This window comes from Oceanobacillus sp. CAU 1775, from assembly GCF_054482815.1.
Genome location: NZ_JBTLRO010000001.1, coordinates 642,288 through 667,753 on the forward strand (window position 1 = coordinate 642,288; position 25,466 = coordinate 667,753).

The 25,466-nt window shown below is 37.6% G+C and carries 23 protein-coding genes; 15 read left to right on the top strand and 8 right to left on the bottom strand.

Going from position 1 to position 25,466, the window contains the following annotated elements; all coding sequences use genetic code 11:
- Positions 1-7 precede the first annotated feature (7 nt).
- The 4 genes from ACXYMZ_RS03050 to ACXYMZ_RS03065 form a co-directional block, all read right to left on the bottom strand.
- Entirely contained in the window at positions 8-463 is a 456-nt protein-coding gene (locus tag ACXYMZ_RS03050; protein ID WP_458946912.1) for a chemotaxis protein CheW, read from the bottom strand.
- A gap of 13 nt (positions 464-476) precedes the next feature.
- Positions 477-935, bottom strand: coding sequence for a chemotaxis protein CheX (locus tag ACXYMZ_RS03055; protein WP_458946877.1), 459 nt, complete (start codon positions 933-935; stop codon positions 477-479).
- A gap of 394 nt (positions 936-1,329) precedes the next feature.
- Positions 1,330-2,097, bottom strand: coding sequence for a polysaccharide deacetylase family protein (locus tag ACXYMZ_RS03060; RefSeq protein WP_458946878.1), 768 nt, complete (start codon positions 2,095-2,097; stop codon positions 1,330-1,332).
- Between the two features lie 161 nt (positions 2,098-2,258).
- On the bottom strand, positions 2,259-4,331 hold the full coding sequence (locus tag ACXYMZ_RS03065; protein ID WP_458946879.1) for a methyl-accepting chemotaxis protein: 2,073 nt from the start codon (positions 4,329-4,331) through the stop codon (positions 2,259-2,261).
- Between the two features lie 288 nt (positions 4,332-4,619).
- Between ACXYMZ_RS03065 and ACXYMZ_RS03070 the strand changes: the two genes are divergently transcribed.
- The 4 genes from ACXYMZ_RS03070 to ACXYMZ_RS03085 all read left to right on the top strand — a co-directional run bounded on the left by ACXYMZ_RS03070 (position 4,620) and on the right by ACXYMZ_RS03085 (position 9,364).
- Positions 4,620-4,877 (top strand): hypothetical protein, encoded by a 258-nt coding sequence (locus ACXYMZ_RS03070; RefSeq protein ID WP_458946880.1) that lies wholly within the window; start codon positions 4,620-4,622, stop codon positions 4,875-4,877.
- Between the two features lie 128 nt (positions 4,878-5,005).
- Positions 5,006-6,283 (top strand): Rpn family recombination-promoting nuclease/putative transposase, encoded by a 1,278-nt coding sequence (locus ACXYMZ_RS03075; protein WP_458946881.1) that lies wholly within the window; start codon positions 5,006-5,008, stop codon positions 6,281-6,283.
- A 195-nt stretch (positions 6,284-6,478) separates the two neighbouring features.
- Positions 6,479-8,356: an SEC-C metal-binding domain-containing protein gene (locus ACXYMZ_RS03080; RefSeq protein WP_458946882.1), complete on the top strand. Its 1,878-nt coding sequence runs from the start codon at positions 6,479-6,481 to the stop codon at positions 8,354-8,356.
- A 99-nt stretch (positions 8,357-8,455) separates the two neighbouring features.
- Positions 8,456-9,364: an RluA family pseudouridine synthase gene (locus tag ACXYMZ_RS03085; protein WP_458946883.1), complete on the top strand. Its 909-nt coding sequence runs from the start codon at positions 8,456-8,458 to the stop codon at positions 9,362-9,364.
- A 69-nt stretch (positions 9,365-9,433) separates the two neighbouring features.
- On the opposite strand, the gene ACXYMZ_RS03090 is transcribed toward ACXYMZ_RS03085, so the two are convergent.
- On the bottom strand, positions 9,434-9,976 hold the full coding sequence (locus ACXYMZ_RS03090; RefSeq protein WP_458946884.1) for a TetR/AcrR family transcriptional regulator: 543 nt from the start codon (positions 9,974-9,976) through the stop codon (positions 9,434-9,436).
- Positions 9,977-10,126: 150 nt separating this feature from the next.
- Here ACXYMZ_RS03090 and ACXYMZ_RS03095 point away from each other — a divergent pair, with 150 nt between their 5' ends.
- The 9 genes from ACXYMZ_RS03095 to ACXYMZ_RS03135 all read left to right on the top strand — a co-directional run bounded on the left by ACXYMZ_RS03095 (position 10,127) and on the right by ACXYMZ_RS03135 (position 18,596).
- Entirely contained in the window at positions 10,127-11,050 is a 924-nt protein-coding gene (locus tag ACXYMZ_RS03095) for a DsbA family oxidoreductase (RefSeq protein ID WP_458946885.1), read from the top strand.
- Between the two features lie 240 nt (positions 11,051-11,290).
- On the top strand, positions 11,291-12,301 hold the full coding sequence (gene moaA, locus ACXYMZ_RS03100) for a GTP 3',8-cyclase MoaA (RefSeq protein WP_458946886.1): 1,011 nt from the start codon (positions 11,291-11,293) through the stop codon (positions 12,299-12,301).
- A 24-nt stretch (positions 12,302-12,325) separates the two neighbouring features.
- Complete coding sequence (locus tag ACXYMZ_RS03105) at positions 12,326-13,336, top strand: MoeB/ThiF family adenylyltransferase (protein WP_458946887.1); 1,011 nt, start codon at positions 12,326-12,328, stop codon at positions 13,334-13,336.
- 12 nt (positions 13,337-13,348) lie between these two features.
- Complete coding sequence (locus ACXYMZ_RS03110; protein WP_458946888.1) at positions 13,349-14,632, top strand: molybdopterin molybdotransferase MoeA; 1,284 nt, start codon at positions 13,349-13,351, stop codon at positions 14,630-14,632.
- Between the two features lie 8 nt (positions 14,633-14,640).
- Positions 14,641-15,090, top strand: coding sequence for a molybdenum cofactor biosynthesis protein MoaE (locus tag ACXYMZ_RS03115; protein WP_458946913.1), 450 nt, complete (start codon positions 14,641-14,643; stop codon positions 15,088-15,090).
- Between the two features lie 104 nt (positions 15,091-15,194).
- A complete protein-coding gene (locus ACXYMZ_RS03120; protein WP_458946889.1) occupies positions 15,195-16,586 on the top strand; it encodes an NAD-dependent succinate-semialdehyde dehydrogenase in 1,392 nt (463 codons plus the stop codon).
- Between the two features lie 139 nt (positions 16,587-16,725).
- Complete coding sequence (locus ACXYMZ_RS03125) at positions 16,726-16,923, top strand: hypothetical protein (RefSeq protein ID WP_458946890.1); 198 nt, start codon at positions 16,726-16,728, stop codon at positions 16,921-16,923.
- Positions 16,924-17,062: 139 nt separating this feature from the next.
- On the top strand, positions 17,063-18,223 hold the full coding sequence (locus tag ACXYMZ_RS03130) for a DUF4317 domain-containing protein (protein ID WP_458946891.1): 1,161 nt from the start codon (positions 17,063-17,065) through the stop codon (positions 18,221-18,223).
- A 70-nt stretch (positions 18,224-18,293) separates the two neighbouring features.
- Positions 18,294-18,596: an AbrB/MazE/SpoVT family DNA-binding domain-containing protein gene (locus ACXYMZ_RS03135; protein ID WP_458946892.1), complete on the top strand. Its 303-nt coding sequence runs from the start codon at positions 18,294-18,296 to the stop codon at positions 18,594-18,596.
- A 49-nt stretch (positions 18,597-18,645) separates the two neighbouring features.
- Here the strand turns inward: ACXYMZ_RS03135 and ACXYMZ_RS03140 are convergent, their stop codons facing one another.
- Positions 18,646-19,188 (bottom strand): GNAT family N-acetyltransferase, encoded by a 543-nt coding sequence (locus tag ACXYMZ_RS03140; protein ID WP_458946893.1) that lies wholly within the window; start codon positions 19,186-19,188, stop codon positions 18,646-18,648.
- 247 nt (positions 19,189-19,435) lie between these two features.
- Between ACXYMZ_RS03140 and ACXYMZ_RS03145 the strand changes: the two genes are divergently transcribed.
- Positions 19,436-21,802, top strand: coding sequence for a penicillin acylase family protein (locus tag ACXYMZ_RS03145; RefSeq protein ID WP_458946914.1), 2,367 nt, complete (start codon positions 19,436-19,438; stop codon positions 21,800-21,802).
- 56 nt (positions 21,803-21,858) lie between these two features.
- On the opposite strand, the gene ACXYMZ_RS03150 is transcribed toward ACXYMZ_RS03145, so the two are convergent.
- The gene (locus ACXYMZ_RS03150) at positions 21,859-23,331 is read right to left on the bottom strand and encodes a glycine betaine uptake BCCT transporter (RefSeq protein WP_458946894.1); all 1,473 of its coding nucleotides are present in this window, start codon (positions 23,329-23,331) and stop codon (positions 21,859-21,861) included.
- 121 nt (positions 23,332-23,452) lie between these two features.
- Here ACXYMZ_RS03150 and ACXYMZ_RS03155 point away from each other — a divergent pair, with 121 nt between their 5' ends.
- Positions 23,453-24,184, top strand: coding sequence for an MBL fold metallo-hydrolase (locus tag ACXYMZ_RS03155; protein ID WP_458946895.1), 732 nt, complete (start codon positions 23,453-23,455; stop codon positions 24,182-24,184).
- Between the two features lie 466 nt (positions 24,185-24,650).
- On the opposite strand, the gene ACXYMZ_RS03160 is transcribed toward ACXYMZ_RS03155, so the two are convergent.
- Entirely contained in the window at positions 24,651-25,244 is a 594-nt protein-coding gene (locus tag ACXYMZ_RS03160) for a Gmad2 immunoglobulin-like domain-containing protein (protein WP_458946896.1), read from the bottom strand.
- Between the last annotated feature and the right edge of the window lie 222 nt (positions 25,245-25,466).

A 25,466-nucleotide genomic window follows, 5' to 3' on the forward strand; every position in this document is an offset into this window, starting at 1 on the left:
GTATGTTTTATCCTACAAATTCTTTTTTTACTTCGAATATCTTTTTGAAATCTAATAATTGTTCGATATCTATTAAAGTTAATAAATAGTCTTCTAATTTGGCAATGCCATAGATATATGACTCGGAATCATTGCTGATAATTTCTGGAGCAGCTTGAATGACAGAGGCTGAAATATCAATTACTTCAGTTGCTGCATCAACAAGTAGTCCTACTTGTATGTCCTCATTCTGAACAATTAGGAATCGATTATGCTCTGATGCTTCGCTTTCAGCCATATTTAATCGTTTTTTCAAATCAATAATTGGTGTCAACTGGTCGCGCTGATTGATAATTCCTTTGATGTAATTATGTGTTTTTGGCAAAGGAGTAATTGTTCGGAGACGTTCAATCGAACGGATAAAGTTGATTTTGATGCCGAAGAATTGATCATTTAACTTGAATGTAATGTACTTTTTGATGATTTTTCTTCCTTTCCTAGTTTAGTAGTAAGTAAATATTCAGTGCGCCAATGTTCTCGAAAGTTGCGGTTAGCTGGATTGCATTTTCATACCCGGATAAAGTCGTGTTGCCTTCCATGATTGTTGGGGCTGTGATGTCTGTTTTGAGTTTGTTTTGCGCGATAGAAGTCGAAATACCGCCAGCTAGCATGTTGCCTAATTCTCCGCTAAAAGAAGCTAACATGTCGCCTGCGACTGGCATTCCAAACATTAATTCTCCAATAGAAGCGAAAACAACAGAGTCTCCAGCCAAAATCAAGCGCCCCTTAACATCCCCAGTAACTCCAATCAATACTCCAAATTGGATGTTTAAACTTTTTCCGAGTAATTTAGGTTTACTCATTTGATACGGCGTAGGCACAATTCCGTCTAATGCTATTTTTGTACCATTTAATAAATCAGTAATCGTTCTATTTCTTACAGATGTCGTTGTCATTTGTGAAGCTCCTTTATGTTTTTTAACTTTATGGTATTTCTTGGTTTGAAATTAGAATAGTTCTCTTTAGGAATGATTGATTGAGAGTAGAACTATATCAAGAGGAATGTAAAATAATGCGCGAAATAATGCCTTCTTTCTTATGTAGTGTTGGTTGTATAAATATATTTTCTAATTTAATTTATCAATCCACTATCTATATATCGGCAGATTAAAATTTATTTAGATACCTTAGAGTATAAAATGCATGTTTTTTATCTATTCCGGCAGAGTTTTGTTGAAAACTTGTCAATAATATGGTTATAACTTCCTATTCAGTTTGGAATAGAGTGAAACATGGGGACGGTTCTCATGTTGCACGCACTGCAACACAAGAACCGTCCCCATGTTTCATTCATTTTTCCTTACTGATGCCGATTAGTTCTGGTACGGTTACAAATTTCATGCCTTCTGCTTGGAGGCGGGGGATGAAGTCGTGGAGGGAGTTGACTGTTCCTGATAGGTCTAATGTCCAATCGCCGCCGTCATGCATGAGGATGATGGAGCCTGGTGCGGTGTTTGCCATAATAATATCGGATATCATGTCAGCTCCTGGTTGTGTCCAATCTAGGGAATCAACATTCCAAAGGATGACGGCATTTCCTAGTTGCTCGCTCAACTCCACAATTTCTCGGTTGAGTGCACCATATGGTGGGCGAAATAACCGAGGTCTGTAGCCAACAATTTGTTCGATCGCTTCTTCTGCCGTGGTAATTTCCCAGCGAGCTCTTTCAATACTTTCTTCTGTTAAATTCGGGTGCCAATACGTATGGTTTCCAATCGCATGCCCTTCTGCATTTATTCTTCTGACGATATCGCTGTGTACTGCCGCCCTAGCTCCCAAGAGAAAAAACGTTGCTTTTGCCTGGTAAGTATTCAGGATATCTAAAATTTGTGGGGTGAAACGTGGATCTGGGCCATCATCAAATGTTAACGCAATTTCATTACTATTCAAGGAACCTCTGATTACCACTGTATTAGGATATTCGCGTTGCAAAATAGCATTCGAAACTAAATTTGGCATTCTACCAATACTTTCCGGTCCGCCTTCTAACTGCCTTTGAGAAAAGTTTACACTGCTTCTCTCCGAAAATAACCACGGACGCTCATCATCATTGTACATAAAAATAAAACCCCCATTTCCATACTTGCCTAACTTACTATATGGTTTTTGGGTGAGTGTAGTTACTATGTTAGAAAAAGTTCTTTAAGTAAAAATATTTAATAATAAAAAAAGTACGTCAATCAGTTAACTGATTGACGTACTTTCTAATATTGTCTTACCTACAATTTAAATCCTTGCACCAAATCATTTAATTCTTCAGCTAGTTTTGCTAGTTCATTTGAACTTGACGCAACTTCCTCCATCGAACTGCTGATTTCTTGAGATGATGCAGATGTTTCTTCCACGCCTGCTGCAGATTCTTCAGAAATTGCAGCGATTTCCTGGATAGATGTATTCATTTTGTCACTGTCCTGAGAGATTGTTTCTAAGTTATTTGTGACTACTTTGATTCCTTCTACAGTATCGTTAATTTTTTCACTGATGATATCAAATGTCTTTCTTGTCTCTCTGATTTGTTCTGTTCCTTGCTCTACTTCATTATATCCTTCATTCAAAGTAGCTGTAACATCGCTCGTTTCGCTTTGGATGGTATTGACGATTTCAGTAATGTCAGTAATCGATGCTGCAACTTGTTGAGCTAGTTTTCCAACTTCATTTGCAACAACGGCAAAGCCTTTTCCTTCTTCACCAGCTCTAGCGGCCTCGATAGAAGCATTAAGTGAGAGTAGGTTTGTTTGGTCAGCAATATCTCTAATTACTGCGATAAGCTGTGAAATTTCCTGTGTGTGCGTTTCTAATGTTTCTACTTTTTGTACGGAATTATAGATTACTTGGTCAACTTTTTCCATTTGTTTTGTAGAGTTTTCCATCATCTGACTACCTTCATTTGTGTGGTGTAGCACATCGATGGATGAATCGTATACGGTCTGGCTGTTATCGTTAGCTTCCTCAGTCTTTTCAGCGAATGAACTCATGATAGAAGATAAATCACTCGTTGTATTCGCTTGGCTTTCAGAACCAAATGCGAGGTCTTGCATCGTTGTCGCGACTTGTTCGGAGCCAGCTTTTACATCATTTGCAGATTGTGTTAATTCTTCACTCTTATCGCTCACAGTTTGGGAAACGACGGTTATTTTACCAACAACCTCACGCATTTGTGTTTGCATACGGTTAATGGAGAATACCAATTGACCAACCTCATCTTGAGATTTTGTTTCTATATTTTCAACACCTAAATTCCCCTGGCCAAGTTCATTCATAACTCTAGTGATTTTCGGTATATCTCGAAGCATATATCTCAGTAAAAGAATGACAGCTACAACTAAGATTAAACAAGAGATTCCGAAAAGAATAATCATGGTTATTGTAAAACTACCCATACCAGCAAGAGCTTCGTCTTCAGATAAAGATGTTCCGATTGCCCATCCAGTTGTATTTACTGGAGCATAGCCGATATATTCCCTATTATTATCGATAGTTACAAGTTCTAATCCATTTTCACCTGTGACCATCTTTTCTCCAATGTTACCAAGTTCACCGTCAAGTTGTTGAATCTGTTGCTCCAATACATACGATTGGTCTGGATGATGCATGAATGTCCCGTCATCGGTGACAAGGAAAGAGTATCCTGTCTCTCCAATTTTAAAGGATTCCATCATATTTGGTAGTTCGGTAAGGAAGATATCTATCGCTGCAATCCCAATAATTGTTCCATTATCTTTCACTGGCATCATCGCACTTAAAATAACCTCTCCAAAAATCTCATCCATATATGGTGCTGTAAAATAAACATCATCTTCTGCCATTGCATGTTCATACCATGGTCTTTCTGTAATATTAAATGACTGGTCAGAAAGTACATTATTACTTCCTACTAAAAAATTAGCTCCTGTACTTGCAACCCAAGTCATTGCAATCGATGAATCTGTTTCTACAATACTATCTAATGCACCCGAGACACCATCATGGAATTCATTTTCTAATACATCATCTCTTGAATTAGTAGAATTCAAGAATTTAATCAATTCCTGATTCGTACCCATTTGACGCACAATTGTTGCCTTGTCTTTAAAGAGGCTATCTACCTGGTCAGCAATTGCATCACTGTTTGAGGAAAGATTTACTTCTACATTTTCGAGGATTAAAGATTTTGTATATTCGTAGATAATTAATCCAGTAAGTGAAAAGATGATGAGTATGGCGACAAAGAGTGTTGAAGCGACTTTTGTAGACATACTTCTTCTAAAAAAACTAACTTTTTTCTGAAGTTTTGGTTCTCGTTTTAGTGACATTTGTGATTCCTTCTCTCTTATGTAGTTTGGAGGATGTTTGTAAACGATCCACTATATAAATTATCGGTTAGTTTTGTTTTATTCTATTTATCAGTTATCGAAAAATGAGGGCTAGAAATTTATCTATTTACATAGTGTTTTTTTAGGTTTGCTGATAATCAAATTTGCTACAATTATGAAGTTATGATGCTTCATCTATTGAACACTAACTTTTATAAATTCTCCTAGTATTTCTGCCGTTCTTTACAACCTTGTACATGCATAGTTTATTACTAGGTGGTGAGGCTTATGTTTGAAATTTATGGGGTGGCATTAATTCCACTTATAATTGGCTTAGTTCAATTAATAAAAACAACAGGCTTAAATAAAAAATATCTCCCCTTTATTTCGCTAGTTTTTGGGCTAGTTGGAGGCATCTTTTTTCTTTATCCTGGTGATATAAGGGCTGGGATAATAGTTGGGTTAATGCTTGGTTTATCAGCAAGTGGTTTGTACAGTGGGACAAAAAATACACTGGAAAAGAACGATAAATGTGACTCTTCTTGATGTTAATTGAAGGAGAGTCCTTTTTTAAAATATAAATTAGAACACTTGTTCTTTTATTTGGTAAATGGTATAATATAGCTAGATAAACTTCACGAATACTCCTCACAAAATCAAAGGGATGTGTTAAAATGCCTTTAACATCACTTATTAAACAAAACACCTCAAAAACTCTTGCTCAAGAATTTATTTTAGAAGAACCCGCTAAATATAAAAATGGTAAACGGAAGAAATCTAGCACAGATTTATTAAAACGAATACCTCTTCATCGATTAATGGATCTAAAAATTGATTATGCTTTTAAACAGCTTTTTGGTCTCGATAAAAATAAAGAAATTACGATTGTATTTTTAAATGCCATTTTACAGAAGACAGGAAGAGAGCCTATTAAGGATATTTCATTTTTAAATATAGAATCTGGTGGCGAGTTTTCTAATGATAAACAGTCGAGGCTAGATTTATTGGTAACGACAGATAATCAAGAGAAAATTAATGTTGAGATTCAATTTACGAACAAATACGATATGGTGAATCGATCTCTTTATTATTGGTCTGGTATCTTTCGAAGTAATCTGCAAAAGTCGATGGCTTATAGTGAACTACAGACGGTAATCTCTATCAATATTTTAAATTTCAACTTATTCGATCAAACGGAAGAATTTCATACAACTTATCATTTATATGAAGATAAGGATAAATTTAAGCTAACAAATATAATGGAGTTTCACTATATTGAAATGTCAAAACTGCTAAAAGCATGGAAGCAAGACAAGCTTGATCCATGGAATGATGTGCTTGCTCGTTGGCTATTGATGCTTGGCATGGTAGATCACAGAAACAATAAAATTTATGACGATATTTATAAAGAATTGGAGGAGATTGCTATGAAGGATGAATCATTAAAGGCTGCATTTACTGGTTGGGAAGAACTGAGCATGACTCAAGAAGAGTTTTTGGCCTATGAATCTAGATTAAAGCATATTTTAGATGAAGAGGCAGCGAAGCGTGAATCAGAATTAAAGCTTGAGGCAGCCAATCGTGAATCAGAGGAAATGATTAAAGCAACCAAGCGCGAGTCAGACGAAAAGATTAAAGCAGCCAAACGTGAGTCAGAAGAAAAGATTAAAGCAGCTAAGCGTGAGTCAGAGGAAAAGATTAAAGCAACCAAGCGCGAGTCAGAGGAAAAGATTAAAGTAGCCAATCGTGAGTCAGAGGAAAAGATTAAAGCAACCAAGCGCAAGTCAAAGGAAAAGATTAAAGCAGCTAAGCGTGAGTCACAAGAAAAAGGAAGAACAGAAGTAAAAATTGAAACTGCTCAACGTCTTTTACAAGAGGGAATGGACATTGACTTTGTTCATAGAATTACCAAATTATCTATCGAGGAAATCAAATCTATTCAACTTAAATAAGAAGATATTTATCGGAGAAACTTCTAATCAGAGGGGTTTCTCTATTTTTTCCATAAAAAACAATAGACTTCTTCAACAAGTAAATGATTTGATATAAATTGCAAACATAATTGCCGAAAAATTTTACCACCCTTGAAGAAATACATACTACCCCTCATAATGGGATGTAACTTAGCCACTATGAGGTGAATATCAATGAAAAATGTCGGAAGAAATGATCCGTGTCCATGCGGAAGTGGAAAGAAGTATAAAAAATGTCATGGAGCTAGTAATGTAATAGAAATTAATCCTAACCGCTATAATCACGAGTTAGATAATTTGCATCAGGGTCTAATTGATTTCTCATTGGAATATTTCGAAACTGAAATAGGAGCTTTTCTTCAGGAGCATCCTCAACCAAGGTTAATAGATAATCAAATACTAGTGGATTCGTTCTTTTCAGGTATCACGATTTGGTTTATTTTAAATCAACCTGTACAGAATGGGCAAACAATATTTGATATTTACAATGAGGAACAACAGAAAAAAGTAAAATATGAAAGTGTAAGAAATGCATTTTCTAATTGGAAAGAAGCAGTTTTTTCAATCTTTAAGGTTATCGAAGTGACAGATGAAAAGTATACCCTCCAAGATATACGTTCTAATGAAACCTACTATTTAAGAACCCATGAAGAACGCATTTTAGAAGATAATGGTGTTTTGACAGGTGTTCTGCTTCCTTTTGTAAAATATCATGAATTTTTACTCACGGAAATTCATTTACTTAAAGAAAATCATCTAAATTATGAAAAATTCTCTAACTTGACTGATTTAGAATTTAAGAAAAGATATCCAGAAATATTAGCAGATTTATTAGTTGGGCAAGTGGAAGAGGATGAGTGGGAACATCGAACTCATGAAGCTGTAGCAGAAATGTTTTCCGAGCATTTACGGCTAAAAACTTCGGATGAAAACTATATCCGAACGGGCATTGAGCTTTGGAAAGATTTCATATCATATGCAGAACCGATTATAAGAAAACCAGAGGCCTATGCAGCTGGGCTTGATTATGTCATTCAACAAGCACTTTTTGAAGGGCATGTGCAATCCCAAAAAGAACTCGCAAATGAGTATGGAGTAACCGCAACTACAGTTTCAAAAAATGCCCATAAAATCTATGACGTTGTTGAGCATATGATGGCAGATGACTCTCCAGAGGATTTGCCGGAACTTTCCCAATTTGATATGGAAAAATCGATGCGTGATATTGAACGTCATTTGAGTGAAAAAGAGTTTGAATCTGAAGCGGAACTCCATGCATATTTGGATGAATTATTAAATTCTGAGGAACAACTTATACCGGAACTGACTTCCCCAAGAGATATTGCACAGGAAAAGCTTTATGAAGCTTTTGAATCAACGGGAGCGGAGCGGGAAAAACTAATTGATGACGCATTAAGAATTTATTCAAATAGCCCAGATGCTTATCTACTGAAGGCTAGCAACGCTAAATCACAATATGAAGAATACCAGTTACTTCATCAAGCAGTAATCGCTGGTGAAAAAGATCTAGGTAAAGCTTTTATTAAAGAGAATAAGGGTCATTTCTGGATGCTAACAGAGACTAGACCTTATATGCGAGCGAAATCAGGGTTTGCCATTCATCTTTATAATTATGGCGAAGAAGATTCGGCAATAAAGCATTTTAAAGAATTATTGGAATTGAATCCGAATGATAACATGGGCAATAGGTATCATTTATTAACTATTTACTTAGAAATAGGAGATATCAAATCTGCAGGAAGATTGCTTAAGCAATATGATGGTGATGCTAGTGCTAACTTTATGTTTAATCGAGTTTTGATAGCTTATTTGCAAGAAGGATTAACAGCAAAAACAAAGAAGTTTTTAAAGCAAGCTATCGATAAACATCCATTAGTAAAGGATTTATTAGGTAATAATTATCTCAAAAAAAATACAAGAGCAAGTGAAGGTTTCGGATCAGAAAGTGAAGCTGTTGCTTATGTAGACCGACATTTAGATCTTTGGAATGAGCATGAATTATTATTAGATGAGTTAGCAAAATCTAATTAAAAGGTGCATTAGTTAATCAAATGGTTACTAATTCTTGTACAAATCCTCACACAACATCATAATGAATACAGACAAATAGTTTTTAAGGAGCAAATATGTATGTCCAAAAATAAATCAAACTATAGAAAAGACGCAAAATCAATTCAAATCGAAGTAAAAAAACCTGAAGAGTTACTAGCATTTTTATTACGCGTGATGGATCAAAGAAGTAGGAATTCGGTTAAGTCCATTCTTGCGAGAGGACAAGTGACAATTGATGACCATATTGAAAAGCAGTTTAATTATCAATTGCGTCCAGGTCAGAAAGTGACAATTTTAAAGAATAAAGCTGCTGTAAAACAAGAAGTATTAATTGGCATGGAAATCCTACATGAAGATGAAGATATTATCGTAATAAACAAAGAGGCGGGCCTACTGTCAATTGCCACAGAAAAAGAAAAAAAGCAGACGGCATTGCATCAATTAATGAAATATGTGAAGCAAGAAGACCCAGAAAATCGCATTTTTGTTGTTCACCGTTTGGATAAAGATACATCTGGTGTCATGATGTTTGCTAAAAGTGAAGACATAAAAAGAAAGTTACAAGACAATTGGCATGAAATTACTAAAAAGAGAGCGTACGTCGCTTTAGTAGAAGGAAAAGTCGCGAAAAAATCCGGCTACATTACTTCTTGGTTAAGAGAAACGAGAACACATCTGATGTATTCAAGCCAGACTCCGAATGATGGGTTATTTGCTAAAACGTATTATAACTTTATCCAGGGGAATGAAGACTTTTCTTTATTAGAAGTGAATCTTGAAACAGGCAGAAAAAATCAAATCCGCGTGCATATGCAAGACATGGGAAATCCAGTTGTTGGAGATAAAAAATACGGATCAAAACAACGCGATGCAATCGGAAGACTCGGGCTACACGCCAAAACACTAGCCTTCCACCACCCAACAACAAATAAACTAATGACCTTCGAAACAAAAATACCAAAATCCTTCCTCAAAAACTCAAGGTAGGACTGAAACATGGGGACGGTTCTCTTGTTGCACTCATTGCAACAGGAGAACCGTCCCCATGTTGCATTATCACTTCCACATTTTCATGATTGGTTTGATGAATTCTGTGGGGGTTTGGGTTTGGTTGGTTTTTCTCCATTCCATTGAGGTACCATAGAGACCCCATGTTAGGAAGTTTGCTGTTCGATTTAGAGCGATTTCATCTGCTTCTGGAGATTCTCTTTTAAGCATTTTTAAAATAATTACTTCAAGTTGATCCCGAATAATGCGAGCGATGGTATCTTCATATCCTCGGTGGCAGCGATTCGATAGTGATTCTTGAAAGCTTGTAATTGCTTCGAATATACTCGTTATCGATTCTTCGTTTAATGTTCGTCCTTCATAGTCATCACTGCTCAAGTTAACAAACAATACTTCTGTCAACGCTTTATCCAAGAGGTCATAAATATCCTCGAAATGATAATAAAAAGTTGAGCGATTTATCATCGCTTTTGTTGTGATATCTTTTACTGTAATATCTTTGAATTCCATTTTCCCTGATAGATCTACAAATGATTCCATAATTAATTTTCGCGTTCGTAAAATTCTTAAGTCCGTTTTTACCTCTGACATGAAAAATCCCCCTCTTTTCCGACAATCTATTAAAAGTGTTGGGTATCCAACATTTTGCACAAGCTAATGGTGTCTCTTCATCCTATTATCATTTAAACTTACACTTAGAATCAAGTAAACGGTATTAAGAATTAATTGGAGGGGAAATAGATGACAAATAATAATGGCTTTTCTTGTGATCCAATAACGGGTACATGTGGAGAAGGTGGAGGAGAAGAAATGGAGATGATTGATTTGAATAAACAAAAGAAAACGATTGAATTGTATTATGTGACAGACCCAATTTGTTCGCATTGCTGGGCGATTGAACCAACGCTGCGTCGCTTTATCGAACAATATGGTCATTACTTTAATGTGAAAACGGTGATGGGTGGCTTGCTTGAGAAGTGGCATGATGGCCCGATTGATCCTGCAAATGGAATTTACAAACCTGCAGATGTCGCGCCACATTGGAGAGAAGTTGGTGATCAGTCCCGGATGCCGATTGATGGCTCGCTGATGGTTGATAATCCTGTACAATCTTCTTTCCCAGCATCACGTGTTTTTAAAATTGTGCAGAAACATCATGGTGATGAAAAAGCATATGAATATCTTCGTCGTTCACGTGAAAAGTTATTTGCTTTTAACGAAAATATTGGTGAAGCAGAAGTGCTTACTGAAATTCTTGATAAAATGGGACTTGAAGGTGCAGATATTATCAAAGAAGCGGAAGGCGAAAATGGCCATGAGCTACTTCAAGAAGATTTTGCTCTAACGAGAAGTCTAGGTGCACGTGGATTCCCGTCAATTATCATTGTAAATGAAGAGAATCAAGGTGTGCTGATTGTTGGTGGACGTCCGTTTGAGTATTATGTAAAAGGACTTGAGCAGGTATTAGGTGAAGAGCCAAAAGCAAAAGAAACACCAGCAGTAGCTGATTTAATCAAAAAGGAAAAATTACTATTCTCCAAAGAAATCGAAGTAATGTATGACCTAGAACAAAATCAACTAGAAGATTTCCTAACAAAAGAACTAGACACCGCAAATTACGAAACAAATGAAATCTTAGGCGAAAAATATATAGTAGCAAAATAAAAATCAAGAGCTGACGGACAAGAAGACACCCTTCCCATCCTTCAGCTCTTTTTCCTTTCCCAACTTCCATAACGATTATACGAAGTATTCGATATTTTAAGACATAAGGTTTATAATGAAAATGAAACATGGGGACGGTTCTCCTGTTTCATTGCAGACTGCAACACGAGAACCGTCCCCATGTTGCACTCACGTTGCAAAGCGTGGTATCACCATCACTCGGTAGAAAAGAGGGGTTGGATGTCGGTCATTAAGGATTTGTTGGGTAGGCCACTGCAGGATTTGCGGATTTCGGTGACGGATCGGTGTAATTTTCGTTGTACGTATTGCATGCCTAAAGAAATTTTTGGAAAAAATTATGCTTTCTTACCAAAGGAGCATTTATTAAATAATGAAGAAATTGTGCGATTAGCAACTGCATTTGTTGAGCTTGGAGTAAATAAAATTCGACTAACAGGTGGGGAGCCGCTATTGAGGCGTGACCTTCCAGAGCTGATTGAAGCGCTAAATAATATCCCTGGACTTGAAGATATTGCGCTCACGACAAATGCTTCACTCCTTCCAAATAAAGCGGAAGCAATCAAAGCAGCTGGGCTAAAACGCATTAATGTAAGCTTGGACGCGCTCGATAATGATCTTTTCCAAGCTATCAATGATAGCGGTATCAGTACAGAACGCGTGTTAAAAGGAATTCAGAAGGCCCAGGAAGTTGGACTTGAAGTAAAGGTAAATATGGTTGTGAAAAAAGGAATGAACGAGCAGGAAATCATTCCAATGGCGAAATTTTTCAAAGAAAAAGGGATTACCCTAAGATATATTGAATTTATGGATGTTGGGACGACCAATGGCTGGGATTTCAGTAAAGTCGTAAGCAAAAAGGAAATCATCACGATGCTCTCTGAGGAATTCGAGCTTGAACCTGTTGATCCTGATTACCTCGGCGAAGTTGCGAAGCGCTATCGCTATAAAGGAACTGATACAGAAGTTGGCTTTATCACCTCGGTTTCGGAGTCTTTCTGTTCGACATGCACACGGGCAAGAATTGCAGCGGACGGGAAATTCTATACTTGCTTATTTGCCAGTGGCGGGATAGATCTCAAAGCGCTTGTTCGTTCAGAAGCAGATGATGCAAAAGTAAAAGAAACGATTGCTGGAATTTGGGGCAAACGTCGCGACCGCTACTCGGATGAACGCACAGAAATGACAGCAAAAAACAAGAAGAAAATTGAAATGTCTTATATTGGTGGTTAAGAAAAGAAGTAAGGAGCAAATCCAATGAAAGATAGATATTCGAGACAGTCTTTATTTAAACCAATCGGCACTTCAGGTCAGGAAAAAATTCGCAACAAACATGTGATGATTCTCGGTTGTGGTGCGCTTGGTACATCGAACGCAGATAATCTTGTCCGTGCTGGAATTGGAAAAATAACGTTGATCGATCGTGATTATGTGGAGTATAGCAATCTACAAAGGCAAAAACTTTTTACTGAAGCTGATGCTGAAAACCAAGTGCCAAAGGTTGTTGCAGCTAAAGAAAAACTCCAACAGATAAATTCAGAAGTAGAAATTATTACGCATGTTATGGACGTGACAAATCTTTCGCTCGTCCCACTTTTACATGATGTTGATTTGTTAATCGATGCAACAGATAATTTCGATATTCGTTTTATCATGAACGACTTAATTCATAAATACAATATTCCCTGGATTTTCGGTTCCTGCGTTGGGAGCACAGGGATGAGCTATACAGTGTTACCTGGTGAAACTCCTTGTCTTTATTGTCTTTTGAACACAACCTCAATGTCTGGAGCAACCTGTGATTCTGTCGGAGTCATTTCTTCAGCCGTGCAAATGGTTGTTGCACATCAAACGACAGAAGCACTGAAACTTCTTGTGGAAGATAAACAAGCACTACGCACAAAACTTGTCATGTTTGATCTTTGGTCAAATCATTATCAAATGATTAATGTCGACCGCGCGAAAAAAGATACATGCCCAACATGTGGCGAACTTCCTGTTTATCCTTATTTAAATTATGAGGAGCAGACGAAAACAGAGGTGCTCTGCGGTAGAAACACGGTGCAAATCAGAGCAAATCGCGAAGTTGTCCTTGAAGAATTAGCAGCACATCTACAAAATATAGGGGAAGTTAAGGTGAATGAATTTTTAATGTCACTCGAGTATGACTCCTATCGCGTTGTGATTTTTCATGATGGCCGTGCATTTATTCATGGCACAGATTCATTAGAGCTGGCGAAAAAAATATATTACCAGCTTGTAGGTTAAGGGGAGGTTACTATGGTAGAAATCAGAAAACCAATTCCTGTCCAAGAGGCAGTAGCAAAAGTGATGGAGCATGCAAAAAATGGAACCAAAACAACCGTCCGACTCGAAAAAAGTCTCGGGCGTTTTCTTGCTGAGGATTTAATCGCTACGCACAACGTTCCAAACTTTAATCGGTCGCCTTATGATGGGTTTGCACTGCGAGCAGCCGACACGGAAAAAGCTCCCGTAAAATTAAAAGTAATCGGCGAAATTGGAGCAGGAAGTGTTTTTGATGGCGTTGTCGGGGAGCAAGAAGCCGTTCGTATCATGACGGGAGCACAGATTCCTGAAGGCTGTGACGCTGTAATTATGCTCGAGGATGTAAAAGAGCAGGAAGCCGATGGGAAAAAATTCATACATATAGATAGAATTCTGAAACATATGGAAAACATAACACCAATCGGCGAGGACACGGAGAAAGGTGAAATCCTCGTTAAAAAAGGTACATACATAAACCCTGGTATCATGGCGCTCCTTGCAACATTTGGCTACAGCCAAGTTCTTGTTAGTGAGCAACCAAAAGTGGGAATACTTTCTACAGGAAGTGAACTTTTAGATGTCGAAGAACCATTAGAACCGGGAAAAATTAGAGACAGCAACACATCCATGCTAATCGGACAAATCGAAAGAGCAGGCGGCGTGCCGATCATCTTAGGGAAATTTGCCGATGATTTTGATATCTGCTACGAACAAGTTGTAAAGTCTTTGGAAAAAGTGGATATTCTTCTCACAACAGGTGGTGTTTCAGTCGGTGATTATGATTATATTCCAGCGATGTTAGAAAAATTAAATGCAAATGTATTATTCAACAAAGTAGCCATGCGCCCTGGAAGTGTCACAACAGTTGCAGAAGTTGGTGAAAAGCTTCTTTTCGGCTTATCGGGAAATCCATCTTCTTGCTATGTCGGTTTTGAATTATTTGCGCGTCCAATTATCAGGTGTTTTCTCCAAACATCAAATCCATTCTTACGTCAGGAAAAAGTTGTGCTTGGAGCAAAAATGAAGCAACCAAATGTCTTTTATCGTTTTGTCAGAGGTCAATTACATATAGAAAACGGAGAAATTCAAGCGACAGCTGTAGGATTAGATAAGCCAAACATCGTAACCTCCCTCGCTGGAGCAGATTGTTTAATCGTGCTCCCAAGTGGGGAACGCATATATGAAAAAGGAGAAAAAGTTATCGCTCTATTTTTAGATGATCAACATGGAAGCGCCGAATGGCTTTCTTCAGAACAGATCGAGGAGGCAAGCGAGTGAAAAGTGAAATGTTTCAAATCGTTGAGTCACCAATAAACGTAGAAGAAATGATTGCAAAAGTGACACGCCCTGAAGCAGGTGCCATCACAACATTTATCGGTGCAGTGCGCGAATGGACGCACGGCCGCCGAACCATATATTTAGAATATCAAGCATATATTCCAATGGCCGTAAAAAAGCTCGCAGAAATAGGTGACGAGGTCCAAGAAAAGTGGTCAGATACAGTCGTTGCAATCAGCCATCGCATTGGCCGCTTGGAAATATCAGAAGCCGCAGTTGTTATCGTCGTCTCCTCTCCCCATCGAAAAGCTGCTTATGAGGCAAATGAGTATGTAATCGAACGAATCAAGCAAATCGTACCTATTTGGAAAAAGGAACACTGGGAAGACGGCGAAACATGGATTGGCGACCAATTGGGTGAGAAAAGCTATCCAGATGGGAAACCAGAATTAGAGTAAAGTGCGCGAATTGTCACGCCAACTGCTCGAATTGAGTCGCAAGATGCGCGAATTAAATTCCCAACCCATACATCCACTAACAACCAACCGAAAGGAGTATCTAAATGACAGAAAAAATTCAAGTAAAAAACCCAGCAACTGGTGAAATTTTCCAAGAAATCGAAGCACATTCCACAGCTGAAATCGAAGCGAAAATAGCGAAAGTTGCTACAGGTTTTAAAAGCTGGAAAAAGGTTAACGCTCACGAACGAGCACGTCTCTTAAGAAACTGGACAACTCATATTCAAAAGCATAAAGACGAGATTGCTAGGATCATGACTTTAGAGAGTGGCAAGCCTTTGCAAGAGTCGCTTGGAGAGGTTGATTATGCGACAAGCTATATTGATTGGTATGCGGAAGAAGCGAAGCGCATCTATGGCCGAACAATTCCAGCGAATACGGAGTCAAAGCGCATCCTTGTTACAAAGGAACCAATCGGGGTTGTCGCAGCAATTACACCTTGGAATTTCCCAGCAGCGATGATGGCACGAAAAGCAGCTCCAGCGCTCGCAGCAGGTTGTACGTTTATTGTGAAAGCAGCTGTCGAGACGCCACTTACTACGATAAAGTTTGTTGAATTAGCTTATGAAGCAGGAATTCCTGAGGATGCCCTACAATATGTGAATGGCTCGGGAAGAAAGGTCGGAGAAATTTTCACAAGCAATCCAACCATCCGAAAAATTACTTTTACAGGCTCAACATCTGTTGGAAAACATCTGATTAAAAATAGCGCAGATACGATGAAACATGTTTCGATGGAATTAGGTGGTCACGCGCCACTTATCATCGCTAAGGATGCTGATCTTGATTATGCTGTCGAACAAACAATTGCGACGAAATTTAGAAACGCTGGTCAAACATGTATTAGCGCGAATCGAATTTTAGTTGCGAAAGAAGTTCTTGAGGCCTTTGCAGAAAAACTTGTGGAGAAGGTAGCTGAGCTAAAAGTAGGGAACGGTCTTGAGGAAGACGTTCAAGTCGGTCCAGTAATAAATAAAGATGGTTTTGATAAGGTTGTTCATCATATCGAAGATGCAGTATCTAAAGGCGCAGCTGTATTAGCAGGAAATGAATTTAATACAAATGATGAGGCTGGATATTATTTTGTTCAACCAACAGTGCTAAAAAATGTTACTTCAGAGATGGAAATTATGCAGGAAGAAACATTTGGTCCTGTGCTTCCACTTACTTCATTTGACTCACTTGAAGAAGCAGTCGAGATTGCAAACAGCACACCATTCGGTCTTGCCGCATACTTTTTCACCAATGATTACCGAACAGGAAATTATTTGCATGAGCATCTCAAATTCGGAGTTCTTGGTTGGAATGATGGTGCACCGTCCGCAGCGCATGCTCCATTTGGTGGCATGAAGGAAAGTGGAATTGGCAGAGAAGGCGGCATCGAGGGGATCGAACCCTATTTAGAAACAAAGTATCTTTCGATTGGTGGATTATAATATTTTAATAAATGAAAGGCATTGGGGAATTCTCCTGATGTCTTTTTTATCTCAAAAAAATATTGGCTGGTATCCGAATACATTCACACAGTCATTTCATGTCCCATTTCCATAAGTTATTAAGGAAAGGGGGATTCACATGCCAAATTATCTAGGGTTATATCTAGCAGCGCTTGTTGCAGGCTTTGCTTTGATTGGGTTAAGCTTTCTTATCCCGTTACCAACATTGTCGCTTATCCTATTTATCGTTGGAACAATCATCGTAATCGTGTTTTCACTAGTCATTGTGTTCTTCGCACTGAAAGCACTGTTCGGCAAAGCATCGAAACATTACTAACCTTTTCACGGAAGGAGCAGGCGTAGACGCGCTTGTTCTTTTTCTATGTTTCTAGTTTAAAAGATTTCACATCCCACCCTTATCTTATTCTAGAAATCAGTTATAATATAGTAGATATATTTATAGAAGGAGTGTTTGAGTGAATAAGAAAGATATAGCCAGCTTTCGCAGACAGTTGAAGGTTGAAAATGATTTATTATCGATAAAAGAAATTTTTAATGTATATATTATGAAGGAATCTAGTGAAATCTACCATCAAGTCCAGACTCCTTTTGAAATGCTAGAAAAAGAGCAACAAGAATTATTTATGAATAACTTTAAAAAAGTACTTGCAGGACAGCTTGATCAAAAGCTTTTCGAATTAAAGTTTGCCCAAGATGTAGAAAACAGCAGCCAACTAATTTTACATCAAGCATTAAAAAGCAACAGCCCAGAAGAATGGAATGCTCGTATGCTGGAAATGGTAGATAAGATGCTAGCAGTGAAACAGTATGAACAGGATATCGTCATCACTTTTATTCGTGGAGAATATTTAAAAACGGTCAAACCAATTAGTGAAAACACAGAAGAAAGCGATCGTGACAAGGTTTATTCACATTCCTTCCTCATGTGCACAATCAATACCACGCAGGATCCGAAAAAAGAACTGCTCTTTGACTACGTGGAAAAAGAATTCAAATATAATTTTGTTGTTGATCCAATTATTGATTTAAATGCACCACTCAGCGGTTTTCTTTTCCCATGTTTTTCTGAAGGTGCTGCAGATGTAAACCATATTTTATATTCTACAGGAAAATCCAAAGAACTTGATTTCGCGTTTGTCGAGGATGTTTTGAATGCTGAAGAAGCAATGACTGCGGAAGAGGATAAAGTTGTTTTTGAAGAAGTCGTAAAAGATATCGCAGGAGATCAACTTTCAACGGAAACACTTGCGAATGTGTACGAGGAAATCCAACGTGTCATCGAGGAAACAGATCCAGAAGAGACGCCAAAACTGGATTATCGAGACGTGCAAACTGTCTTACAAAGCAGTGGTGTGGAAGACGTCGATACAGAAAGTGTTGAAGCAGCTTTTAAAAAAATCACGGATGATGAGCGCTTCGAGTTGAAGGCGAATAATGTCATGCCAAAATACAATTCAAAATCTATTAAAATTCAAACAAAGGTTGCTGATTTAAAATTAAGTCCACAAGAACTTCGCTACGTTCGTCAAATGCGAGTGGACGGTAAACTTTGCCTTGTAATTGAGTTAGAAGAGAACACCGTTATCGAAGGCTTTGAAATGTTAACGGAAGAATAATATATTTGTAATCAATGTTTAATGTTATATTCCATACTCCTCGGGTATCGTAATTCAAGGAGTGTTGGATATGATGATGACAGATTATAAATTAAAAACCTTAAGTAAAAACGGCTTCGTTCGTCTACCTAATACTTGGTTAAATGAAGTGGATTTAACGACGGGTGATTTAGTTGATATTTATTATGAAGATAGAAAAATTATTATTGAACCCTCAATGGGAGAAAGTTTTAATAATCAAAGATATATTAATCGAGATAAGAAAGTTCTCATACCTAAAGAATTAAGAAAACAAGGAAAGCTATTTGCAGGTTGTCCGTATGTTGAAATGATTGACTCGGAAAATCATCGGTTGATTATTGATACGACCTAATATAAAAAGGGATGGAAGATTATCTTCTGTCCCTTTTGTTATGCTCTGATTAGATCTGTGAAAACTCCTGCCATTCCTCGCGCAGAATCCCCATTCGAATAGAGTCATAATATTCACCTTCATAAAATCTAACTTTTCGAATACGGCCTTCCATCTGCATATGTAATTTTTCTGCAACTCGGATCATTCGCTTGTTCCCCGACCATGTCGTCAACCCAACGCGAACAACAGGTAGATTGCTGAAAATATGTTTCATCCATAATTGAAGTGCTCGAGTACCAAGTCCTTTTGACCAACTTTTGGCTTCGTGAAGAACGATTCCCATCTCCAACCAGTTTTTCTGGGCATCCTCGTAATAATAAGAAACAGTTCCACAAACTTCTTCATTCACCGTTACTGCCCAAATATCATCGGTATCAATCCAGTTTTTCGCTTTTGCTTGGAAGTTTTCAAAAGTCATTGATTGATGAGGAAAATATGGCGCATCCCACTTCTTCCATTCTGGGGCCTCGTCCTTGTAAATTAATTCCCATAAACGTGGGAGGTCTTTTTCTTTAATTGGTCGAATTGTTAAATCTTCGTCTGTATACATTATGGCTTTCCTCTTTTCTAAAGGCTACAAAAATTTTCGTTTCTATTAATAGAATCGGCTTTCCTCGGAAAATATTTAGGGAGAAAATAATTAAAGCTGAATTGGCACGCTCCCACTATATTTTATCGCACTTCCACTAATCAGAAAAGATAATCTTTTTTCTTCCATTAAAGGAACTTGGCAGTTTATGTAGAAATATAATGTATAGGGAAAAGGGGGAAGTTGATTGGAAAACAAAGAAGCTATAATGAATAGAAAAACAAAAAGACCAATTAAAAAGATAATATTAATCACGCTTGGAATTATTTTATTAGTCATACTTTTAGCTGCATTGTTTGCAAATTGGTATGTTGGTCGTTCCGTAGAAAAAGTGGAGGGCGAGATTGCGTTACCGATTCTTAAGCAAGAAGTTACTGTTTTAACGGATGGGAGTGGTGTCCCACATATTAGGGCTGAAAATGAGCAGGATCTATATATGGCACAAGGTTATGTGCAAGCGCAACATCGAATTTTCCAAATGGAATTATCACGGAGACAAGCTTCTGGAACGCTGAGTGAAGTTATTGGGGAAGGCGCGGTTGAGCAGGATAAATACTTCCGAACGTTAGGTCTTAGACGAGCTGCTGAGGAATCTTATGAAATTTATAGTGAAGAAGGCAAGCAAGTGCTTGAGTGGTTTGCGGCGGGAGTCAATGCGTTTATTGAAGATGCGATCGATCAAAATAGTTTGCCGCCTGAATTTATGTTGATGGGAATCGAACCAGGTGAATGGACACCGATTGATTCGCTAACAATTGGAAAGTTCATGGCCTTTGATTTGGGTGGAAATTGGGAGAGGCAAGCATTTAATTATTATGCGCTTCAACAATTTCCAGAGGAAAAAGCCTATGAGCTCTTTCCGGTTTATCCCGAGAATAGACCGACAATTATTGATAACACGGAAATAGATATTGTAAAAAGCTTTGAACATGTAGTTATTCCGCATGAATTTAATGGGAGTAATAACTGGGTTGTTAGTGGAGAAAAAACGACATCTGGCAAACCTCTGCTAGCAAATGATCCTCATCTAGGCTTAGCAACTCCATCGATTTGGTTGCAAATGCATTTAGAGGCACCTGAGGTAAATGTGAGTGGCGTTATCTTTGCTGGAGTTCCAGGGATTATTCTAGGTCATAACGAATCAATTGCTTGGGGCGTAACAAACACAGGGCCAGACGTGCAACAGCTTTATATTGAAGAAAGAAATCCTGACAATCCTGAAGAGTTTTTATTTGAAGATGAGTGGGAGCAGGCAGAAATCATCGATGAACCAATTGCGGTTAAAGATGGAGAAACGGTGGATTATCAAGTAGTTGTTACAAGGCACGGACCTATTATTTCTGAATTTGCTGAGGAGGCAGGGAACTCTCATGACCTATCTTTAAAATGGACGGCATTAGAACCAACAACTGAGCTTGAAGCTATCTTAGAAATGAATAAAGCAAGCAATTGGGAGGAGTTTGAAAGAGGTTTGGAAAAATTCCTCGTTCCAACACAGAATTTTGTTTTTGCTGGAAATGATGGAACGATTGCGTATAAAGCAAACGGGAACATACCGATTTATGAAAATCCTGAACAAGCGTTACTGCCAATGCGTGGCTGGCTTGCAGAGGACGAGCTAAATGATTATATTCCTTTTGATGAATTGCCTCGAGTAGTTAATCCTGATAAAGGTTATATAGCAACCGCAAATAACAAGGTTGTAGGAGATGACTATCCTTATCATATTAGTCATGTGTGGGCACAACCTTACCGATACGAGAGAATTGCCGAAGTTTTAGAAACAGGCGAAGCATTGGCTGTTGAGGATATGCAACAATTACAAATGGATGCACATAACCTTCAAGCGCGTGAGTTTATTCCAGCATTTACGCAGTTGCTTTCAAATGCATCATTGACGGAGAAGGAGCAAGCAGCCTTAGATATGCTAGAAAAATGGAATTATATTGATCTTGCAGAAACAACAGAACCACTTATCTTCCAACGTTGGATGACAGAAATCGAAAGTATTTTATATGTTGATATACCTGAACCCATGATGGATATGTTTAGTGTAAAAGGACAAACAACAGATATTATTTTGCGTAAAGGTTTAACAGGTGAGGATTCCATTTGGTTAGCAGAAAATGAGGGAATTCAAGAAGTTGTTCATCAAGGTCTAGAGCAGGCGATCTCTCATCTTGAAACTACATTTGGAGAAGAAATGGATGCTTGGCAATGGGGTGATCATCATCGTGTGGCATTCCGACATCCATTATCAGACATTCATCCCGTCCTAGAATATTTCTTGAATAATACGAAACCCCAACCGATGAATGGAAGTGCGCATACAGTAATGGCTGCAGCTTATAATAAAGAAACAGGTATCGTAAATCATGGTGCACCATGGCGATATGTAATTGATCTTGCAGATACAGAAACTGCTTACCATCTGAATGGGCCTGGTCAAAGTGGGCATTTTAAGAGTGATTATTATCATAATCAGTTTGAAGATTGGGTGGAAGGTAATTTTCACGAAACAAATTTAAATGAAACGGAAGGAAAAGTTTTAAGGTTTATAAACAAAAATGAATAAGATAAAATTGAAAAACTGGGCGATGTGATATATCTTCACAAAACCCAGTTTTTTGATTAAGGTAATTCTTTTTTCAATGCTTTATAGAGGGCTATTACCATTAAAATGATGACAAATGAGAATGGCAATGCGGCGATAATGATCGAATTCTGCAAAGCTTGAAGCCCGCCGACATAGAGTAAAATGACAGCAACAGCAGACTGTGCAAAGCCCCAGATGATTTTAATTGTATTCGCAGGACTTAGTGATCCGAAACTTGTTTGCATACCTAGTACAAATGTAGCTGAGTCGGCAGATGTAATAAAGAATGATGCGATTAACAGAATCGCTAATATCGAAAGGATAAACGACATAGGTAGCTGGTCAAACATATTAAATAACACAAGCTCTGTACTATGTTGCGCTAAATCTACTCCAGAGTCTTGGAAGAAACCTGCAGTAGTTCCGAACGCAGCAAACCAGATTGAAATAAATACAGTTGGTATAATCATCACACCAAGTAAAAACTCTCGAATTGTTCTTCCGCGTGATACACGGGCAATAAACATTCCTACAAACGGAGCCCATGAAACCCACCATGCCCAATAAAATATTGTCCAACCATCAAGCCAAGCACGATTATCACCAGCAAGTGGAGCTGTTTGGAAACTCATTTGCACGATATTTTGAATATAATTACCAAATGACTCTGTAAACATATTCATAATTAATACAGTAGGTCCAATAATAATAACAATAATTAATAGAATAACTGCTAAAACAACGTTTGTATTTGATAAGTATCTGATTCCACGGCTTAAACCAGACCATGCGGATAAAATAAATAACATGGTTGCAACGATAATAATAATCAATTGCGGCCAAAATCCAACATCAATACCAAATAAATGCGAAAGTCCACCATTAATTTGAGAAGCACCAAATCCTAATGAAGTCGCAACTCCAAATACTGTTGCAAATACGGCAAGAACATCAACTGCAACTCCAAATGGTCCATTCATTCTGTCTCCAAATAATGGCTTTAATGTTGCCGAGATTAAACCTGGTTCACCTTTTCTAAACTGAAAAAATGCTAGGGATAAAGCAACTACTCCATACATAGCCCATACATGTAAGCCCCAGTGAAAATAGGAATAGGAAAGAGCATCTTTGAAGGCTTGATCTGATCCGACTTCAGCATTGGGAGAATCAACTATGTAATGAGCTAATGGTTCTGCAGCTCCATAGAAAACAAGACCAATACCCATACCAGCTGAGAATAACATACCAATCCAAGTAATCGTAGAAAAGTCAGGTCGATCACTATCTTTTCCTAGGCGAATTTTACCAAACCGACTGAAAGCAATAATTAGGGCGACAACTACTAAAGCTGTCATAAGTAACATATAATACCATCCAAAAGTAGTGGATACGAGTCCTTGTACATAACTAGTTATATCTTTGAATTCTTCTGGGAAGGTAGCTCCTAGTATAACCATCACAATGACAATTGCTAAGGCAATGTAGAAAACAATCGATACTTTCTTCATAAATCCTCCTATTAATGATAAATTAATAACATATAAAAATCAGTATACCCTTTTAAGATTTGAAAGAAACTGAAAGGGTGCGAATAATTTAAATAAATATATTCAGAAAGATGGTAATTAAATGAAGCTAACAGTAGTCGGCATATGGGGAGGATTCCCCAAAAGTGATGGAGCATGCTCTGGATATTTATTAGAACACGAAGGATTTCGCTTATTAATTGATTGTGGGAGCGGCGTGGCGATGAATCTGCAAAAGCATATTGAGCTGCATGAAGTTGACCACGTTATTATATCCCATTATCACTACGATCATGTAAGTGATTTAGGTGCACTAATGTTTGGAAGACTCGTCCAAACGCAACTAGGAAAGACGAATCAAAAATTATCTATCTACGGGCCAATGGATAAAGATAAGGAAAGAGAAATCACATCGATTCCTAATAGTACGTTCGAATCTTTTGATGAGGCATCAACGTTGAACATTGGGCCATTCCAAATAAGTTTTATAAAAAATATTCATTCCGTAGAAACATATGGAATGAAAATCATTGGTGGAGATAAGTCCCTCGTTTATACGGCAGATACAAGCTTCATGGAAGAATATATCGATTTTGCAATGCATGTCGATTTATTAATTGCCGAATCAAGTTTTTATGAAGGAATGGACGGGAAAGTAGCAGGACATATGAATGCAGAAGAAGTTGGAGTTCTCGCAAAAAAAGCAGAAGTAAAAAAGACGATGTTAACGCATTTACCGCATTTTGGTGAGTTAGAAGAGCTCGTAGAAAGCGCGAGACGTCAAGGAAATCAGGAAGTATTTTTGGCGAAGCCAGGCCTGGTTGTAGAAATATAAAAAAAACATCATTATTTTATAAATAGGGGTTATTTTCGACATGAAAAGACAGTTTTGATTGAAAAAAGGCTATTGAAATTTTTAAATTAAAAAGATTCGACATAAAAAGACTCTGAAATTTTAAAAACTGTTTTTGACAGATATTTATAATTTTCGTATCTTAGCTTTAAGAGAAGGGCAAGCTCCCTCAAGCTCCTAAAACAAGTCACTTAGTAAAGGATAATTCGCGACGATTCCCTTCCCTCCTGAATGAATTTTCCCATAGTGACCTCAACAGCCCTCTACAAGGACATATTATATTCCCTTGTCCTTCTCCTTTTTTTAAAGACTTTAGTCGGTTTTTTTCTAGTGTTGTGACTTTGTGTTTAAAGCTATTATGACAAAATAGTATAACTAGATAAAATTGACGGGGAAAATAAATAAGCTCCAAGAAGATGATTACTCATTTTCTTGGAGCTTTTATATTTTACTTTTTATGTTTCACAGGTATCGCTAATTCATGCTGTCTAGAGCCGTCTTTCTGGCTTTGTTCGTATAGAAATACTGTACCATGATCGTTGCTCAACTCATCGAAAGAAATCGTTATTTCGAATTCTCCCCAGTCAGGTGCGCCTTGATCTGTCATTGCAATTCCTTCGTCTAAAATAAAGTGACCATCTTCAAATTCATAAGTGACAACTGCTTCAAAAACTCTAGCTTCCCCGCGAACAGTAAACGTATTTCCAACCTCACTGTTAGGTGCTGGTTCAAAGATTCTAAACGCATCATTTTCTAATACAACTTGAGGTTCAGACTCTGTCTCATCTTCAGTACTTGTCGATTCCTCTGCTTCATTATCTACCTCTTCACTTTCTTCAGAGGTGTTTTCTTCATCTGTATCTTCTTCGTTTGAAGCATCTTCTTCTACTTCTTCCTCTTCAGCAGGCTCCTCTACTTCAACGTCTTCATCGGCATTACCTTGTTCGTTTTCCGTAGGTTCGTTACTAGTGCCGCAAGCAACTAAGAAAAAAGCTACAAAGAGAAGACTTGCTAGTAATATAAATAATCGATTGTTTCTCATCGTCTAACCCCCTTGTGAAATTATTCAGTGCTTACTTACATTATATAACAGATTAGTATTGAACGACAGTGAATTTTGAAATACTAAATGATAATTTAATCACTAGCGTTGCATTAATTAATACGAAATATTTAAAATACCCATAATCTTCACTAATTTACTATGATGCAAAGAAAAAGTCCTTTATAATGGATATAGTCAGGTGGTAACCCGTCCAAATCC

Coding starts and splice junctions, on each gene's coding strand:
- ACXYMZ_RS03055 (WP_458946877.1), bottom strand. CDS start 935: ATGACAACGACATCTGTAAGAAATAGAACGATTACTGATTTATTAAAT.
- ACXYMZ_RS03060 (WP_458946878.1), bottom strand. CDS start 2,097: ATGTACAATGATGATGAGCGTCCGTGGTTATTTTCGGAGAGAAGCAGT.
- ACXYMZ_RS03065 (WP_458946879.1), bottom strand. CDS start 4,331: ATGTCACTAAAACGAGAACCAAAACTTCAGAAAAAAGTTAGTTTTTTT.
- ACXYMZ_RS03070 (WP_458946880.1), top strand. CDS start 4,620: ATGTTTGAAATTTATGGGGTGGCATTAATTCCACTTATAATTGGCTTA.
- ACXYMZ_RS03075 (WP_458946881.1), top strand. CDS start 5,006: ATGCCTTTAACATCACTTATTAAACAAAACACCTCAAAAACTCTTGCT.
- ACXYMZ_RS03080 (WP_458946882.1), top strand. CDS start 6,479: ATGAAAAATGTCGGAAGAAATGATCCGTGTCCATGCGGAAGTGGAAAG.
- ACXYMZ_RS03085 (WP_458946883.1), top strand. CDS start 8,456: ATGTCCAAAAATAAATCAAACTATAGAAAAGACGCAAAATCAATTCAA.
- ACXYMZ_RS03090 (WP_458946884.1), bottom strand. CDS start 9,976: ATGTCAGAGGTAAAAACGGACTTAAGAATTTTACGAACGCGAAAATTA.
- ACXYMZ_RS03095 (WP_458946885.1), top strand. CDS start 10,127: ATGACAAATAATAATGGCTTTTCTTGTGATCCAATAACGGGTACATGT.
- moaA (WP_458946886.1), top strand. CDS start 11,291: ATGTCGGTCATTAAGGATTTGTTGGGTAGGCCACTGCAGGATTTGCGG.
- ACXYMZ_RS03105 (WP_458946887.1), top strand. CDS start 12,326: ATGAAAGATAGATATTCGAGACAGTCTTTATTTAAACCAATCGGCACT.
- ACXYMZ_RS03110 (WP_458946888.1), top strand. CDS start 13,349: ATGGTAGAAATCAGAAAACCAATTCCTGTCCAAGAGGCAGTAGCAAAA.
- ACXYMZ_RS03115 (WP_458946913.1), top strand. CDS start 14,641: ATGTTTCAAATCGTTGAGTCACCAATAAACGTAGAAGAAATGATTGCA.
- ACXYMZ_RS03120 (WP_458946889.1), top strand. CDS start 15,195: ATGACAGAAAAAATTCAAGTAAAAAACCCAGCAACTGGTGAAATTTTC.
- ACXYMZ_RS03125 (WP_458946890.1), top strand. CDS start 16,726: ATGCCAAATTATCTAGGGTTATATCTAGCAGCGCTTGTTGCAGGCTTT.
- ACXYMZ_RS03135 (WP_458946892.1), top strand. CDS start 18,294: ATGATGATGACAGATTATAAATTAAAAACCTTAAGTAAAAACGGCTTC.
- ACXYMZ_RS03140 (WP_458946893.1), bottom strand. CDS start 19,188: ATGTATACAGACGAAGATTTAACAATTCGACCAATTAAAGAAAAAGAC.
- ACXYMZ_RS03145 (WP_458946914.1), top strand. CDS start 19,436: ATGAATAGAAAAACAAAAAGACCAATTAAAAAGATAATATTAATCACG.
- ACXYMZ_RS03150 (WP_458946894.1), bottom strand. CDS start 23,331: ATGAAGAAAGTATCGATTGTTTTCTACATTGCCTTAGCAATTGTCATT.
- ACXYMZ_RS03155 (WP_458946895.1), top strand. CDS start 23,453: ATGAAGCTAACAGTAGTCGGCATATGGGGAGGATTCCCCAAAAGTGAT.
- ACXYMZ_RS03160 (WP_458946896.1), bottom strand. CDS start 25,244: ATGAGAAACAATCGATTATTTATATTACTAGCAAGTCTTCTCTTTGTA.